We start from the raw sequence: 17,296 nt of genomic DNA, 5'->3' as shown, positions 1-17,296 counted from the left end.
TTTCGGTGAGCCGGGTGTCTCTAAAGAGGTTAAGAGCATCCGGCTTATTTTCTGACAAAACGGGCAAATATACTGAGCGGCAGCTCTTTTCCCGATTTTTCCGGGATAACCAGTTCGCCGAACTCGCCGTTTCGCACGTCAGGGAAATAATCTTTTATCAGGTTGTTGGCTATAACAGCCGAGAAGCCCATAGAATACAGGTTCAGAATAAGAAATGCATTATTATCCTCCAACAGGTCGCTGCATAATTGCATGATTTCGGCAATGTTTTCTTCCAATATCCATTTTTCGCCGTCAGGCCCGCGTCCATAGGCAGGAGGGTCGAGAATGATACCGTTATATTTCTTTCCGCGTTTCACCTCGCGACGGCAGAATTTGAGGGCATCCTCCACAATCCAGCGGATATTATCCAACCCCGAAGCTTCCATATTCTCGCGCGACCATGTTATTACCTGCTTCACCGAATCGACATGCGTCACATCCGCTCCGGCACTTTTGGCAGCCAGCGAAGCGCCACCCGTATAGGCAAAGAGATTCAACACCTTCGGCTCTTCGACCTTCAATTCCGATAAGGTGTCATATATAAAATTCCAATTAGCTGCCTGCTCGGGGAATATGCCTACATGCTTGAATGAGGTCAGCCCGAGGCGGAATTGCAGCTTCATACCTTTATATTCGTAACGGACAAACCATTGGTCGGGCATCCCTTTCTTTTGCGTCCACTCTCCCCTGTCGTTGCCATCCTGCGACGTTTTCCCTTTGGCTCGGATAAAAGAAGCATCGGCCAGCTTTTCCCATTCCTGTTCGGATAAGAATTTGCGCCAAACGGCCTGCGGTTCGGGACGGCGAAGGATATATTTACCAAAACGTTCGAGTTTTTCGTATTCGCCCGAATCAATCAGTTCGTAATCGGAGAAATGGGTAGGATGGAGGAGTTGCATATATTTCTGTCGGTTTATTTTCGGCACAAATTTAACCTATATTCCTCAACCAAACGAAACAAATTGTTTTATTTCTTCTTGAACAAGGCATTTATCACATTCCGCGCCAACGGGCTGATAACGTTCTTCGTTACGTCGCGCCAGAATTTACGCTGCTCTTTAGCCTCTTTCTTCCGTTCTTTTTCCTGTGCGGCAGCAGCTTTTTGCTGTTCCTTCTGAGCTTTGGCGTCTTCTTTGGCCTTTTCTTTCAATTCCTTATCGGAGGGGGTATTTTGCATCTTCTCGTCCAATATTTCGTATGCCGACTGCCTATCCTGAAGTTCGGCATAATGGCGATATAATAAAGAACCCTCCACCATCTTCTTACGCACATCCGCATCCAATGGCCCGATTTGACCTTCGGGCGGAAGAATGAATGCCCTTTCCACTACCTGCGGAGCGCCTTTTTCGTCAAGGAACGAAACCAAAGCCTCACCCGTAGCCAGTTCGGATATTACTTTCTCCGTATCGAAGTCAGGATTGGCACGGAACGACTGGGCTGCCACCTTCACCGCTTTCTGGTCTTTGGGCGTATAGGCGCGCAAAGCGTGCTGAATACGGTTACCCAATTGCCCCAAAACGGAATCGGGGATATCGGCGGGCGATTGTGATATAAAATAAATACCTACTCCCTTGGAGCGTATCAGGCGGATAACCTGCTCTACTTTCTCCAACAATACTTTGGGCGCATCGTTGAATAGCAAGTGAGCTTCGTCGAAAAAGAAAACCAGTTTCGGTTTATCCATATCGCCCACTTCGGGCAGGGTAGTATATAGTTTATTCATCAGCCAAAGGAGGAAAGTCGCATACACACGCGGATTATTCATCAGCTTATCGGCTGCCAGAATATTAATCACTCCCTTTTCACCATTTGTCTGTATCAGGTCGTCGATATTCAAATCGGGTTCGCCAAAGAACAAGTCTACACCGTCATGTTCCATACCCACCAGTCCGCGCTGAATAGCGCCTAAGCTGGCTGTGGATACATTGCCATACGTCGAGATAAACTGCTTCGTATTCCTCGATACATATTCGACTATCTTTTTCAAATCTTTTATATCTATCAAGTCCCAGCCATTATCGGCTGCCATCTTGAAGATAATCGTCAAAACGGCTGTCTGCGTATCATTCAGCAGCAACAAGCGGCTCAACAGCAGCGGCCCCATATCCGATATGGTAGCCCGCACAGGAGCTCCCTGCTCGCCATACACATCCCAGAATTGCACAGGAAAAGCCTGAAAGGCGAAGCCTTTGTCTTTCAGTTGATAAGAATCGACACGCTTTGTTACACTCTCCTTATTTCCTCCTATCGCAGCCACACCCGACAAGTCGCCTTTGACATCGGCAGCGAATACAGGCACGCCCATCGCGCTGAATGTTTCTGCCAGATTCTGCAAAGTAACGGTTTTTCCCGTTCCCGTAGCCCCCGTTATCAGTCCATGACGGTTCGCCATTTTGGGGATAAGACACACTTCTTTTTCTGAATTTATCGCAATAAATGCTCGCTTTTCGCTATCGTACATAATTAGCTATATTTTATAATCAACAAACATATATAAAACAATCGTATTTTTCAATAGTTTTAGTTATCTAATCTTTCTCATTGCACAACCTACCATCATCGGCAACCGATACGAGAATAAAAGTCAATTAACCAACTTCTTTTTAAAGAATTTTGTAATTTCATTCATCCGATTATTGTCATTTTATTTTTTACCTTTGCAGTGGTATTAAATAAGGATTTAACTAAGCTATAGATTATGTCGCGAATTAAGTGTATTGGTATATTGACATCGGGGGGCGATGCTCCGGGCATGAATGCGGCTATCAGAGCCGTAACCCGTGCAGCTATATTCAACGGAATAGAAGTAAAAGGTATTTTGCGGGGCTATCGGGGACTTATCTTCGACGAAATAATTCCGTTTAAATCGAACTCGGTAAGTAACATTATCCAGCAAGGGGGTACTATCCTCAAAACAGCACGCTGTAAGGAATTCACCACCGTAGAAGGACGAAAAATAGCATACGAAGCCCTTCAACGCGAAGGCATCGAGGCATTAATCGTTATCGGTGGAGATGGTTCGCTTACGGGAGCGCGTATCTTTGCTCAAGAATATAATTTCCCTATAGTAGGATTGCCGGGAACAATCGATAACGACCTGATGGGAACGGATTTCACCATCGGTTACGATACTGCCCTCAACACCATTATGGAGGCAGTAGACAAAATCCGCGACACAGCCAGTTCGCACGAACGCCTGTTCATTATCGAGGTTATGGGACGCGAATGCGGATTCCTTTGCCTCAATGGTGCTATCGCATCGGGAGCAGAAGCGGCAATCATCCCCGAACGGATAGAGGAAGAAGACCAATTGGGCGAATTAATTTCGAACGGCTTCCGCAAAAGCAAAAACAGTAGCCTCGTACTCGTCACCGAAGGCGACATCACGGGCGGAGCTATGGGCATTGCCGACCGCATCAAGCGCGACTTCCCCGAATACGATTGCCGTGTATCCATCTTAGGGCACGTGCAACGCGGAGGATCGCCTACGGCAAGCGACAGGATTCTTGCCAGCCGCATGGGGGCAGCAGCCATAGAAGCGTTGAAAGATGACCAACGGAATGTTATGATTGGCGTTCAGGACGATAAAATCGTCTATGTGCCATTCTCGAAAGCTATCAAGAAGAACAAGCAAATATCTGACGAACTGCTGAATGTATTGAAAATACTATCTATTTAGAAAGTGATATATTGTAATATTAAAATCTAAGGCAGTCTCTGTTTACACTCAGAGGCTGTTTCTTTTTTTACGAAACAATATATGCCTTGCGGTTTACTGTTTTTTGCGTACATTTGTGATATTTGTTACTGAACTCATTGATAAAAGTATGAAGAAAGAAAAACAACGACTACTCGACGAGCGTTATATGAGAATGGCACTTATATGGGCCGAAAATTCCTATTGCAAAAGACGTCAGGTAGGGGCTTTGATTGTTAAAGATAAAATGATAATATCGGACGGGTACAATGGTACGCCGTCGGGCTTCGAAAATAATTGCGAAAACGAAGAGGGCGAGACGAAACCATACGTACTACATGCCGAAGCAAATGCTATAACCAAGGTTGCCTGCTCGCACAACAGCAGCATGGGGGCAACACTATATGTGACGGCATCGCCTTGCATCGAATGTGCCAAACTGATTATTCAGGCAGGCATCAAACGGGTTGTATATAATCAGCTATATCGCCGGACAGACGGGTGCAACCTCCTCGAAAAAGCAGGAATCGAAACCGTATTTTTAAACTTAGATAAGGACGAATAATATTCGCCTGAAAACATCACAATATGAAAAAAACAAATCTTTGGTTACCACTTTGGATAGCGTTGGGCATAGCAGCAGGCATATTCATCGGATACATTTTTGCCCCTATGCTATTGAGGACTACTAAGCCAAAGAGTCAACTGTTAGGCGAAGAAAACAAGATAGACGAAATATTCCATTATATAGACAAGGCATATGTTGATACGGTAAACGTTGACGGATTGATAGAACGGGCTATCCCGACTATCCTTTCGGGTCTCGACCCCCATTCATCCTACATCACAGCCGAAGAAATACAGCGTTCAGGCGATATGCTCAACGGGCATTTCAGCGGTATCGGCGTCGAATTTATTATTTACGAAGACACCGTAGCTGTCATACGCATCATTCCAAACGGCCCGTCGGAAGCGGTAGGAATCCTTCCGGGCGACCGCATCGTGACGGTCAACGATTCGCTCTTTGCCGGAACGAAGCTAACAAACCAGCGCGTCCTCAAAACCCTTCGCGGGGTGACAGGCAGTACTGTTAAGTTAGGCCTGAAACGGGACGGTCAGGAATTCTCGGTGAATGTCACGCGGGCTGATGTTCCGGTGGAAAGTGTAAATGCCGCTTACAAGTTGGCTGACAATGTGGCCTATATCAAGATTAGTCAATTTGGCAGTACGACCTATAACGAATTTATAAATGCTGCTGCCGAGCTTAAAATGCAAGGATGCAAGGCATTTATTATCGACCTGCAACAAAACGGAGGCGGTTATCTGGACGCTCCGCGCCAGTTAGCCAACGAATTTCTGAGTGCTGACGAACTGATATATTACACCGAAGGACGCGCATATAAGCGAAAGGATGTATATGCTGACGGACGCGGAACATGCAAAGGTGATCAGTTGGTTGTTTTATTGGACGAAGCCAGTGCCTCGGCCAGCGAAGTCTTTTCGGGAGCGATGCAGGACAACGACCGCGCGTTGATTGTCGGCCGCCGATCGTTCGGCAAAGGATTAGTACAGCAGCCATTCCGCTTCAAGGATGGGTCGGAAATGCGCCTTACGATAGCCCGCTACCACACTCCTTCGGGGCGATGCGTGCAGAAGAATTATGAGATAGGCAACAACGATGCATACAATCAGGATTTGATAAACCGCTTCATGCGTGGCGAGTTCGATAGCCAGGATAGCATCAAGATAGATAACCTTCCGCTATTCCATACCGTATATGGCAATCGTCCTGTTTACGGTGACGAAGGCATCATGCCCGATGTTTTTGTACCGAGGGATACAACCGGGCAAAACTCTTATTATATAAAAATCGTCAATTCGGGCGTATTGCGGGAATTTACATTCATCTATTGCGAAAAAAATCGCGAGAAAATGAAAACATTCAAAACGTGGCAGGAAGCTGCCGGCTTCTTAGCGACGCAACCGTTGGCCGCCGAGCTGGCTGATTATGCACACGAAAAGGGGATATACCGCCGTCCTAAGTTAATAGCCGAATCGAAGGTTTTGCTTCAGACACAGATCGAAGCCCTTATCCTGCGAAATACATATGGCGAAAAGGCTTTTTATCCTGTCTTCCAGCGCGACGATGTTTTAATCAATAAGGCATTGAACCTGATAAAGGAGGGAAAAGCGACAACCGAAAGTATCAGAAACAGCAGTTATAAATAAAATATATTAAAAACGTTATGATGATATCATCGTAGCGTTTTCGTCTTTTATAATGGAAAACATAGCCGCTGAAAAGCAACAATTAAGGAAAAAAATATCGAAACTGAAAGAAGGCTATACCGATGCTTGCCTGTTGGAATTATCGGGAAACATTATTTCCCGTCTCGAGGTATTCGAACCTTTTGTAAGCGCCTCCCGGATATTTATATATAATAATATGCCTAAGGAAGTAGCAACGTCCGGTTTCATTAAAAAGTGGATCGATAAAAAAGAATTTTACCTGCCTGTAACAGACAAAAACACCATGTTCCTGCGGAAATATACATCCGATAGCGTTATGACGAAATCGGCCTATGGTATCTGGGAGCCCGAAGGGGAAAACATATCTGATATTTCGGGCATAGATTTGATTATCGTCCCGGGAGTAGCTTTCGATAAAAAAATGAATCGTTTAGGATACGGAAAAGGATATTACGATCGTTTTCTGCCGGAAACAACAGCTCCGAAAGTAGGATTATGTTTTGGCTTTCAATTATTTGATTCCATACCGAATTCCGCATGGGACGTTAAGATGAATTATATTATTACCGAAAAAGGGATAATAGGATGAAGAATTTGAAAGATTTAAAAAGAAAAAGACGTATCTTTGTCAGTTGAAAAAATAACAGAGGAAAAGATAAGAGAAGTAACAAGACTAATATTGCATTCAAAAGTTATGAAGGAGACGTCTTTACTTTGATATCGCATACAATATTAGCTGATTACCGAGCTTAAAAGATTATATGAAAATATGGCTATAACCATAAAAGAAGTAAATCCGGACAATAAAGCCTTGATGAAGGATTTTGTGCGATTTCCTGTCGATACGCTATATAAAGATTGCCCATACTATGTGCCGTCATTGACAATAGATGCATTAGGGACATTGAATCCGAAGAAAAATCCGGCTTTCGATTTCTGCGAAATGCAAATATTCCTGGCATATCGGGACAATAAAATTGTCGGACGTATAGCTGCTATAATCAATCACAATGTAAACAGAACCTGGGGTCAGAAAAACGGTCGCTTCGGTTTTGTCGATTTCATCGATGACGCAGAAGTAGCCGACACACTCTTTGCCACTGCCGAAAAATGGCTCAAAGAGAAAGGTATGGACAGGATTATGGGGCCATTGGGTTTTTGCGACCTCGACCACGAAGGGTTGCTTATCCACGGCTACGACCGTGTATCTACCATGTCGACCACCTATAGCTATCCATACTACAAAGAACATATCGAAAGACTTGGATTCGAAAAAGAAGTCGACTGGAAAGAATTTTACATACCTGTTCCGGAGGATACACCGGAAAGACATAAACGGATTTCGAAGATGGTGGCCGAAAGATATGGGCTGAAAATGTTGAAATTCAAGAATTACAAAGAAATGGGCAGTACCAATGCACATAACCTTTTCGAATTGTTGAACAAAGCCTATAAGCCATTATTCGGTTTTTCGCCGCTTACGACCCGTCAGATCGATTATTACATAGATATGTATGTACCGCTTTTGCGCTGGGACTTGGTATCGATGGTCATAAAAGAAGATACAAACGAGGCTGTGGGCTTCGGCATATCAGTGCCTAACCTGTCGAAAGCGTTGATTAAGTCCCGCGGAAAACTTCTTCCGTTCGGATGGACTTCTCTGCTCAAAGACATGAAAGGCAAGTCGAACAAAATAGCCGACCTCATGCTGATAGGTATTGCGCCCGAATATCAGGGAAAGGGTGTGAATGCCATGATATTCAACGACTTCATACCATCAGCCTACCGGAACGGATTCCGTTTCGTCGAAACGAATCCCGAGTTGGAACAAAACAACAAAATGGTTTCTCTCTGGGACGGATTCGAAGCCGAACACCACAAAACAAGGCGGGCATACTCGAAAAAAATACAATAAGCTGATAATATTTCAGGAGGGAGATAACGAATTATGAGTGAGGAGATTTTAGATAATATACCCGAAGCGAATTATTCGGACGATGATATCAAGACCTTAGACTGGCAGGAGCATATCCGTCGCCGTCCGGGGATGTATATCGGTAAGCTCGGAGACGGTACGTCTTCGGACGATGGTATTTATGTGCTGCTGAAAGAGGTACTCGACAACTCCATCGACGAATATATGATGGGCTTCGGTAAATCTATCGAAGTTACGATAGAGGAAGGAAAAGTCACAGTCCGCGACCACGGACGCGGCGTTCCGCTCGGGAAAGTAAAGGATGTATCTTCCAAAATGAATACAGGAGCCAAATACGACTCCAAAGCATTTAAGAAATCAGTCGGGTTGAATGGTGTCGGTATCAAAGCCGTCAATGCCCTTTCCACCTATTTTTATATGCAGAGTTTCCGCGATGGGGAAACGGTATCGGTAGAGTACAGCAAGGCAATCGTTGTTGCCGAAAGCAAAAAAGAATCTACCACCGAGGCCAACGGGACATTTATCGAATTTATTCCCGACGCTTCGATTTTCACCAATTATTACTTCAAAGACGAATATGTAGAAGCCTTATTGCGCAACTACACTTATCTCAATACAGGACTGACAATCAACTATAACGGTAAGAAGTTTATTTCGAAAAACGGTCTGGCAGACTTGTTAAACGAAAATATGACTTCCGAACCGTTGTATCCGGTTATTCATTTCACCGATACCGATATAGAGGTTGTCATCACGCACACCAACGAATATGGTGAAGATTACTACTCTTTCGTAAACGGGCAGCATACCACGCAGGGAGGTACGCACCAGTCTGCTTTCCGCGAAGCTGTTTCGCGCGTCATCAAAGAGTATTACAACAAAAATTTCGACTATGCCGATATCCGTAACGGATTGGTGGCAGCCATCAGTATAAAGGTAGAAGAGCCGGTTTTCGAATCGCAAACGAAAACAAAGCTCGGCTCGAGGGATATGGGGCCTAACGGGCCTACTGTCCAGAAGTTTATCGGAGATTTCCTTAAAAAGGAACTGGATAATTATCTGCACAAAAATTCAGAGACATCCGATATCCTTTTAAAGAAAATACAGGATTCCGAAAAAGAGCGCAAAGCCATAGCCGGCGTCACGAAGCTGGCTCGCGAGCGTGCAAAGAAAGCGAACTTACACAATAAAAAGTTGCGCGATTGCCGTCTGCATTACAATGATTCAAAAGGCGATAGCCGCGACGAAACATCTATTTTCATCACCGAGGGTGACTCGGCGAGCGGTTCTATCACCAAGAGCCGAAATCCGAATCTACAAGCTGTTTTCAGCTTGCGTGGGAAACCGTTGAATAGCTTTGGGCTGACGAAGAAAATCGTGTACGAGAACGAAGAGTTTAATCTCTTGCAGGCAGCTTTGAACATCGAAGATGGCCTCGAAGGGTTGCGCTATAACAAGATTATCATAGCCACCGATGCCGATACCGACGGGATGCATATCCGTTTGCTGATATTGACATTTTTCCTGCAATTCTTCCCCGATTTGATTAAGAAACGCCACGTATATATCCTGCAAACGCCGCTTTTCCGTGTGCGTAACAAGAAGGAAACGATATACTGTTATACGGAGGAAGAGCGAATCAATGCGATAAAGAAACTGGGTACAAATCCCGAGATAACCCGCTTCAAAGGGTTGGGAGAAATCTCGCCGGATGAATTTGTGCATTTTATAGGAAAAGATATACGCCTCGACCCTGTTACGATGAAGAAAGAAGACCTCGTAAAAGAAATGCTGAATTTCTATATGGGTAAAAACACCCCTGAAAGACAGGAGTTTATTATCGAAAACCTCGTTGTCGAAATAGACGAATAAATTAATGAAGAAAAAAGATATAGATACGGCCATCATTCTCATCTATTCGCCCGATCAGCCCGGATTAGTTGCGGCAGTAACGGATTTCATCAATGAGAATGGCGGAAATATTATCAATCTCGAACAGCATGTCGATCGTCAGGAGAATATCTTTTTCATGCGCATCGAGTGGGATTTGACAACTTTCCGCATCCCTAAGACAAAGATTCAGGATTATTTCGAAACAATGTATGCACAGAAATACAATATGACTTTCAAATTGTATTTCAATGACTATACGCCACGCATGGCTGTTTTCGTGTCGAAGATGTCTCATTGCCTGTTCGACATTCTGGCGCGCTACACAGCCGGAGAATGGAATGTGGAAATACCTGTCATCGTCAGCAATCACGAAGATTTGCGCTGGGTAGCCGATAAATTCGGGATTGAATACCACGTACTGCGAATAGAAAAAGAGAAGGACAACAAAGACGAAATAGAGGCCAGACAAATGGCATTACTCGAAGAAAAAAAGATAGACTTTGTGGTTCTTGCCCGCTATATGCAAATTCTTACGGATAACTTTATCGAGGCCTATCCGAATAAGATCATCAATATCCATCACTCATTTTTGCCTGCTTTTGTAGGGGCAAAACCCTATCATGCAGCTTTCGAGCGTGGAGTGAAGATTATCGGAGCTACCAGTCATTATGTTACAGCCGAACTGGATGCCGGCCCCATTATCGAGCAGGATATCACCCGCATCTCGCACCGCGATACTATCAGCGATTTGGTTCGCAAGGGGCAGGATCTGGAAAAGATTGTCCTTTCGCATGCCATCGAATCGCATATCGACAGGCGCGTGTTGGTATATAAGAACAAGACAATCTTATTCGCCTGATTCCTCTGCTATATTTCTATTGTTAGCTACAAGTTACTACGCCCTACGGGCAATCACAAGTTACGAGAAAAAGTAACCCAGCAAAAAACGTCGAGAATCAGTATACTTTTGTTACTTTTTTGCTAAAACAGAATTGAAAATCAGATGAAAGTTTGCATAGCCGAAAAACCAAGCGTCGCCCGCGAAATTGCCACTGTATTAGGGGCAACATCGCGCCACGATGGCTATTTCGAAGGAAATGGCTATCAGGTGACATGGACATTCGGCCATTTCTGCACACTTAAAGAACCTCACGAATATACTCCCGATTGGAAGCGCTGGTCGTTGAATGTACTGCCGATGATACCTATGCGCTTTGGCATCAAATTGATTGAGAACGACGGCGTTAAGAGGCAGTTTGCCGTTATCGAACAACTCATAGCAAAAGCCGACGAAGTAATAAACTGCGGTGATGCCGGACAAGAAGGGGAACTGATTCAGCGCTGGGTAATGCAAAAAGCCCAATGCAAATGCCCGGTCAAGCGGCTTTGGATTTCCTCACTTACAGAAGAATCTATCCGCGAAGGATTCGAAAAGCTACGTGACCAAAATGAGTTCAACAAGCTATACGAAGCTGGCTTGTCGCGTGCAATAGGCGACTGGCTTCTCGGCATGAATGCTACCCGCCTCTATACTGTCAAATACGGGCAAAACAGGTCGGTATTGTCCATCGGGCGCGTGCAAACCCCTACCCTCGCCCTCATTGTCAACCGGCAATTAGAGATAGAAAACTTTGTTCCCGAACCTTATTGGGAACTGAAAACGATATATCGGAATACCACCTTTTCGGCAACTAAAGGACGCTTTTCGACACAAGAGGAAGGCGAGAAATTTCTGGAGGAGATAAAGGAATCCGACTTCGAAATAACAGATGTCACGACCAAAAAAGGGGAAGAAGCGCCACCGCGTTTGTTCGACCTCACGGCTTTGCAGGTGGAATGTAACAAAAAATTCTCTCTTTCGGCTGAAGACACATTGAAAACAATACAATCGCTCTACGAAAAGAAACTGACGACTTATCCGCGTGTGGATACTACTTTTCTGAGCGACGATATTTTCCCGAAAGTACCTTCTATATTGCGAGGTTTGGCCGGATATGAGGAACTGACGAAGCCTGTTCTGGCCGAGAAGATAAAGAAATCGAAGAAAGTTTTCGACAATAGCAAAGTCACCGACCACCATGCCATTATCCCTACCGGCGTGCGGGCAAACAATATCTCGGAAGCGGAACGCAGGGTTTATGACCTAGTAACCAGACGCTTTATCGCCGTCTTTTATCCGAACTGCCAGATTTCCACGACTACTGTTTTGGGCGATGTCAACAAAATAGGCTTCAAAGCTACCGGAAAACAAATTCTGCATCCGGGTTGGCGGGTTGTCTTTGATAAACAGACCAATACGCAGGACGAGGACAGCAAAGAGAATGCAGACGAAGAAAACATTCTTCCTGCTTTCGAAAAGGGAGAGAGAGGCCCCCATGAACCGACATTGAACGAGAAATGGACGCAGCCTCCTAAATACTACACCGAAGCAACCCTTCTACGCGCTATGGAAACTGCGGGTAAGCTTGTAGAGGATGACGAATTGCGCGATGCTTTGAAAGAAAATGGCATCGGGCGACCTTCTACGCGGGCGGCGATTATCGAAACGCTGTTTAAACGGAACTATATCCGTAAGGAGCGAAAAAGCCTGTATGCTACTCCGACAGGCGTGCAACTCATTCAGACAATTAATGAGGAATTGCTGAAATCAGCTGAATTGACCGGACTTTGGGAGAAGAAGCTTCGCCAGATAGAGCGTAACGAATACGAACCTCGCCAGTTTATCGACGAGTTGAAGGAGATGCTCAACCAGATAGTGGTGAATGTGAAACAAGACCGCGAAGGCTCTATCAGCCTTGCCGAGCAGGTTACAGTAGAAAAGGAAAAAGCAGCTAAGAAAAAGCGAGAACCAAAACCTAAAGCGCCCAAGGAGAAAGCCATAGAGAAAAAGACTCCTGAATTAATCTGCCCAGCATGTAAGGAAGGCAAGATATTACGAGGTAAAACGGCATACGGTTGTTCCAACTGGAAAGCCGGATGCGCATTCCGCCTCTCTTTTGACGAAGTAGGTGACAAGCTGACGGATGAAGAACTTCAAGCAATATTGGAGAAGCAATAATTAGAGGAAAGATTGCCCTTTCTGCTTTGCTATATCCCTGTTTCTCTTTACTTTAGAAAGTAATGCCAATACTTTGAATGTAACACAGGTATTTATCCACAATCCTCTGAAAGACAGCCGTAAAAGATTGTTTACTCCCGATTGGAGGCTGTAATTAATCAATGTCCGTATAGTATTCGGCCAAAAAGAAGCAAACGGATTGGTCAAGTGCGTCATCAGCGATGCTATCTCGCGGCTCTTTATTTGTTTGGTAGTGGGTGTCTTACCTGCGCCTCTCACGCGGTCGTGTACCCCGAAAGTATGAGGATATATCCCCAATTTATAGCCGTGAAACTGCAGGCGTTCAATATAGTTGACATCTTCTCCGTAATGCGGGAATAGCGGGTCAAAGCCGCCAATCTTGTCGACACATTCGCGCGACATCATCCACAGAGCGGCATTGATGAACTTCACGGGATATATACGGTCTTCGGCTTTCCCTTTCAGTACGAAGTCTGAAACAAGGTCAGGACACCATTCGTCGATGACATAGTAGGAGAAATTGAAATCCAACTCTTTCCCCGTACCATTAAGATGAATCGGGCTAAGAATGCCGTATTCGGGGTTCTTTTGCAATTGCCGGCAAAGGATTTCAAATGTGTCGGGCATTACCCACGCATCCTGATTAAGCAGGAAAACATAGTCGGCATGCTGCTCTATAGCGTACTTGAACCCGATATTGTTAGCCTTGCCAAAACCGAGATTGCTTTCGCTCTCGATAAGATGAATTTCGGGATAATTTTCTTTGATATATTCCCGCGTGCCGTCACTCGAAAGGTTATCTATAACGACAGCCTTAACCGGCACGGAAGATGCCCGCAAGCTATCGAAACAGCGCTGATACCATTTCATTCCGTTATAGGTAACAATAATAACAACAATATTCATCTTATGCATCTGGTTTTGAGAAAGCAAAATTATAACAAAATCCCCTAAAAATAAGGTTAATCCGGATAATTATGAAGATTAACCTGTAATAATGTGAATTGGTGGCTATTATTTCATTGCAAGTTTATCTATATTGAAATAGTTAACAAGTAAACAAGTAGACAAGTTTATTAGTTACGAGTTACTTTGCCCTACGGGCAGTTACAAGTTACAAGAAAAAGTGACTTGATAGAAAATATCGAAAATAAGTAGAGTTTTGTTACTTTTTTGTCATGTCGACGATAGGAGGCATCTCTTCCCGATATACAAGGAAGAAAGAGGTAAACACTGAGTTTCACAGAGGAGGCACTGAGGTACACGGAGAAAAGTAACTCTACAAAAATGCTCAAAATGAATATACCTTTGTTACTTTTTCTGTCAAGCTTTCTCAATAATGTGTCGAGATACCTCGTATTCACTCGGTATGACAGGGAAGAATAAGCCTCCCCTTGGGGAGGTTGGAGGGGCTAAAAGTAACTCAATAAAAAATACAACAATGAATATATACTTTTCTGCATAAAAACACATTAACTCCCTCATAATGAACAAAGAAAAACCTACATAAAAGTAACAATAGGGTGACAAGAAAGTAACACATTTGTGTATTATCTGTTCCTTGATTTTCAATTGTCACTTTTTAGGCATATGAAAGGAGCTATTGATTTGCTAAATAACTATCTTTGACTAAAATATCGTGCCTTGAGCAAAGAAACCCATATCTGGTCTTTGGCGAAGAAATACCCTATCCCGACAATCATCCTGACAGGAGTATTCTTCCGGCTACTGGTAGTATTCATCTATCAGCATATCACCATATACCCCGACAGCGAAGGATATATCGACTTATCAGCGAGATTGTTAGCCTTCGACCTTTCGGGTTACGAAGGGCAACGCTCGCCCGGCTATCCGTTGCTGCTTGCCATATGCAACATATCGACAATAGCCACAGTCGTCATACAGATGCTCTTAGGCATACTGACACTCATCTATCTGCATAAGACATTGGTACTCTTGGATGTAAGGGAGGGTATAGCGTTACTATCAACTATTGTTGTTGCAGCATACCTGCCGACTATCTTCTTCGAATTGACTATACTAACCGAAAGCCTCACGTTGTTTGTGATAGTCTTGAGTTTCTATCTCTTCTTTCGGCTGTTCAAAGGTGAAAACAACCCTATCGGTAAGTATATATTACTCGCTCTTTTAGTGTCTTTCCTTGTCCTGATAAAGCCGTTCTATATATTCCTGCCATTGATACTGTCCGGGGCTCTGCTCATCAGGAAGATGCCTATAAAGCACTCTATGTGGTTGGCTCTATTTCCGTTACTGGTTTTCTTTGGTTGGTCTTATGTCAATAAGCTGAATACAGGGCACTTCGTGTCGACCACCTATTACGGTTTCAACTTAGCCCAGAATTGTGTCTCCTTTGCCGAGAAAACAACTCCCGAATACCAGAAGATAGGGAACATCTACGCCAAATACAGGGATGCAAACGACACCAGCCGCTACGAGCTGGCTATGACCGTCTGGGAAGCATATCCCGAGTTGAAGGAACAGACAGGGCTGTCTTTTCCGGACTTATCCGAACGGATGTACGATTATAGCATAGCTACCATCCAAAAGAATCCGGCAGCTTATGCCAAGCAAGTCTTTATCTCGTGGAGGGATTTCTGGAAAACGTCCCTGTATTGGGAATCCGATAAGGTTCGAGGGGCTACAGAGATGCAATATCTTTGCTACGCCGAACGTATTATACTGCAATTAATCAAGTTCGTATTTGTGCTGATTATACCGTTACACATCGTCCGCTATATAAGAAGGCGGGAATTGTCTCCGCAATTGGTTATCAGTTTGGTTGTATTGGCTGCTTCGGTCCTACAGGCGATAGTCACTTACGGAACCAATTCGCGGTTTAGCTTTCCGTTCGAAATACTGATAGTTGTATCGGTCATTGTGGATTATCTGCAATACAAGAGGCATAGAAAAGAAAAAACTGAAACCCGTTAAAGTTTCAGCTTCTTCTCTATCTCACTAATTTCATCTCTGAACAACTTATCCACTTCCATTTGTTCCTTGACCATCCGGCACGCGTGCAATACGGTCGCATGGTTCTTTTTGCCTATCAGTGAACCTATTTGAGCCAATGACATCTCGGTATATTGCTTGGAGAGGTACATGGTTATCTGTCTCGCCTGAACTATCTGCCGCTTCCGCGAAGCTGTATGAATCAATTCAGGTTTCAGGTTATAGTATTCACAAACAGTATCTTGTATAGTATCAACAGTTATTTTCTTTTTCTCTATCTTCTTTATTGCCTGGTCGATAACCCTGCGAGCAAGCGCCATGTCAATCTCGCGGTCGTACACCAACGAGTGAGCCATAATGGAAACGATTACCCCTTCGAGGTCGCGGGCATTCTCCGTCACATTCTCGGCAATATAGTCTACCACATCTTCCGGTATAGAAAGTCCGTCCTGCAATATCTTATTCTGTAAGATTTTAAGACGTAAAGCTTTGCTCGGATGCTCTACCTTAGTAGTCAATCCCCAGCGGAAGCGGGTTAGTAAGCGTTCTTCTACACCTTTCAGTTCGGAAGGAGCTTTGTCGCATGTCAGAATCAATTGCTTGTTATTCTGATGCAGATGATTGAAGATATGGAAGAGGGTATTCTGTGTCTTTTCGATGCCTGCTAACTCGTGAATATCATCAATCAAAAGGACGTCTATCCCCTGATAGAAGTTGATGAAATCGTTAGTCGTATTGTTTCGTCCGGCTTCGGCATATTGCACTTTGAAGAGGTGCGCCGAAACATACAACACACGTTTCTCAGGATGCAACTCTTTTATCTTATTGCCTATTGCATGGCACAGATGCGTTTTTCCTACACCCGACGCTCCATGTACAAACAACGGATTGAAAGCTGTCTTTCCCGGGTTGTTGGATATTGTCTCTCCGGCAGTACGGGCAAGCTTGTTGCTCACATCTTCGTAGAAATTATCGAAGGTATATTTCCTGTTCAGCTGCGAATCCAAGTCGTCATTCACCACCTTGGCAAACGGGCTTGGGATTTTGTGAGCATTATGCTGAACAAGCTTTTCGGCTGTTTGGGATTTCGTCTCCCCCCGATAGTTTACCACCGTATTAGTAGTGTTCTCCATCAGAATGCGATATTGCAATACCGTATCGGGACCTATTTCGCGGTGAAGGGTAAAACGAAGTAAATCGACAAATTTCTCCTCCAGATATTCATAGAAGAACTGGCTGGGCACTTGTATCGTAAGCACCTTATTCTCATATGAGAGCGGTACGATAGGCAAGAACCATGTTTTGAAAGCCGAATCAGGGATATTATCCTTGACTACGTTCAAACAGTTGCTCCATAAATGTCGAATATCTGAGTTCATTAAATTATTAAGAGGTTATTCTTTTGTCCTAAAGTGTGAATGTAGGATCT

At 44.2% G+C, this 17,296-nt stretch carries 13 protein-coding genes; 9 read left to right on the top strand and 4 right to left on the bottom strand.

Going from position 1 to position 17,296, the window contains the following annotated elements; translation table 11 throughout:
* Positions 1–44: 44 nt before the first annotated feature.
* Together D0T66_RS04580 and D0T66_RS04575 are read right to left on the bottom strand one after the other, a co-directional pair.
* Positions 45–941, bottom strand: a complete 897-nt coding sequence (locus D0T66_RS04580; RefSeq protein ID WP_163356063.1) for a class I SAM-dependent methyltransferase — start codon at positions 939–941, stop codon at positions 45–47.
* A 68-nt stretch (positions 942–1,009) separates the two neighbouring features.
* Positions 1,010–2,503, bottom strand: coding sequence for a helicase HerA-like domain-containing protein (locus tag D0T66_RS04575; protein WP_163356062.1), 1,494 nt, complete (start codon positions 2,501–2,503; stop codon positions 1,010–1,012).
* Positions 2,504–2,740: 237 nt separating this feature from the next.
* On the opposite strand from D0T66_RS04575, the gene pfkA reads away from it, so the two are divergent.
* The 8 genes from pfkA (at position 2,741) to D0T66_RS04535 (ending at position 12,876) form a co-directional block, all read left to right on the top strand.
* Positions 2,741–3,721 carry a 6-phosphofructokinase gene (gene pfkA, locus D0T66_RS04570; protein ID WP_163356061.1) on the top strand — a complete coding sequence of 327 codons (981 nt, stop codon included), beginning with the start codon at positions 2,741–2,743 and terminating at the stop codon, positions 3,719–3,721.
* A 148-nt stretch (positions 3,722–3,869) separates the two neighbouring features.
* Positions 3,870–4,304 (top strand): dCMP deaminase family protein, encoded by a 435-nt coding sequence (locus D0T66_RS04565; RefSeq protein ID WP_163356060.1) that lies wholly within the window; start codon positions 3,870–3,872, stop codon positions 4,302–4,304.
* A 23-nt stretch (positions 4,305–4,327) separates the two neighbouring features.
* Positions 4,328–5,968, top strand: a complete 1,641-nt coding sequence (locus D0T66_RS04560; protein ID WP_163356059.1) for a S41 family peptidase — start codon at positions 4,328–4,330, stop codon at positions 5,966–5,968.
* 52 nt (positions 5,969–6,020) lie between these two features.
* Positions 6,021–6,578 carry a 5-formyltetrahydrofolate cyclo-ligase gene (locus D0T66_RS04555; RefSeq protein ID WP_163356058.1) on the top strand — a complete coding sequence of 186 codons (558 nt, stop codon included), beginning with the start codon at positions 6,021–6,023 and terminating at the stop codon, positions 6,576–6,578.
* A 180-nt stretch (positions 6,579–6,758) separates the two neighbouring features.
* Positions 6,759–7,904: a hypothetical protein gene (locus D0T66_RS04550; protein WP_163356056.1), complete on the top strand. Its 1,146-nt coding sequence runs from the start codon at positions 6,759–6,761 to the stop codon at positions 7,902–7,904.
* Between the two features lie 33 nt (positions 7,905–7,937).
* Positions 7,938–9,797 carry a DNA topoisomerase IV subunit B gene (locus D0T66_RS04545; protein WP_163356054.1) on the top strand — a complete coding sequence of 620 codons (1,860 nt, stop codon included), beginning with the start codon at positions 7,938–7,940 and terminating at the stop codon, positions 9,795–9,797.
* 4 nt (positions 9,798–9,801) lie between these two features.
* Positions 9,802–10,677 carry a formyltetrahydrofolate deformylase gene (gene purU / locus D0T66_RS04540; RefSeq protein WP_163356053.1) on the top strand — a complete coding sequence of 292 codons (876 nt, stop codon included), beginning with the start codon at positions 9,802–9,804 and terminating at the stop codon, positions 10,675–10,677.
* 144 nt (positions 10,678–10,821) lie between these two features.
* The gene (locus D0T66_RS04535) at positions 10,822–12,876 is read left to right on the top strand and encodes a DNA topoisomerase 3 (protein ID WP_163356051.1); all 2,055 of its coding nucleotides are present in this window, start codon (positions 10,822–10,824) and stop codon (positions 12,874–12,876) included.
* Here D0T66_RS04535 and D0T66_RS04530 read toward each other — a convergent pair whose 3' ends face one another.
* Positions 12,877–13,803, bottom strand: coding sequence for a glycosyltransferase family 2 protein (locus D0T66_RS04530; protein WP_163356049.1), 927 nt, complete (start codon positions 13,801–13,803; stop codon positions 12,877–12,879).
* Between the two features lie 738 nt (positions 13,804–14,541).
* On the opposite strand from D0T66_RS04530, the gene D0T66_RS04525 reads away from it, so the two are divergent.
* On the top strand, positions 14,542–15,849 hold the full coding sequence (locus D0T66_RS04525; protein ID WP_163356047.1) for a hypothetical protein: 1,308 nt from the start codon (positions 14,542–14,544) through the stop codon (positions 15,847–15,849).
* Here the strand turns inward: D0T66_RS04525 and dnaA are convergent.
* Complete coding sequence (gene dnaA, locus D0T66_RS04520; RefSeq protein ID WP_163356045.1) at positions 15,846–17,246, bottom strand: chromosomal replication initiator protein DnaA; 1,401 nt, start codon at positions 17,244–17,246, stop codon at positions 15,846–15,848. The two genes, D0T66_RS04525 and dnaA, sit on opposite strands and share 4 nt — an antisense overlap.
* Positions 17,247–17,296 lie beyond the last annotated feature (50 nt).

Origin of the sequence: Dysgonomonas sp. 25 (assembly GCF_010501075.1) — a bacterium.
Taxonomy (GTDB): Bacteria; Bacteroidota; Bacteroidia; order Bacteroidales; family Dysgonomonadaceae; genus Dysgonomonas.
Note: the sequence above shows the minus strand (reverse complement) of the source record. Positions and strands in the feature narration are given on the sequence as shown.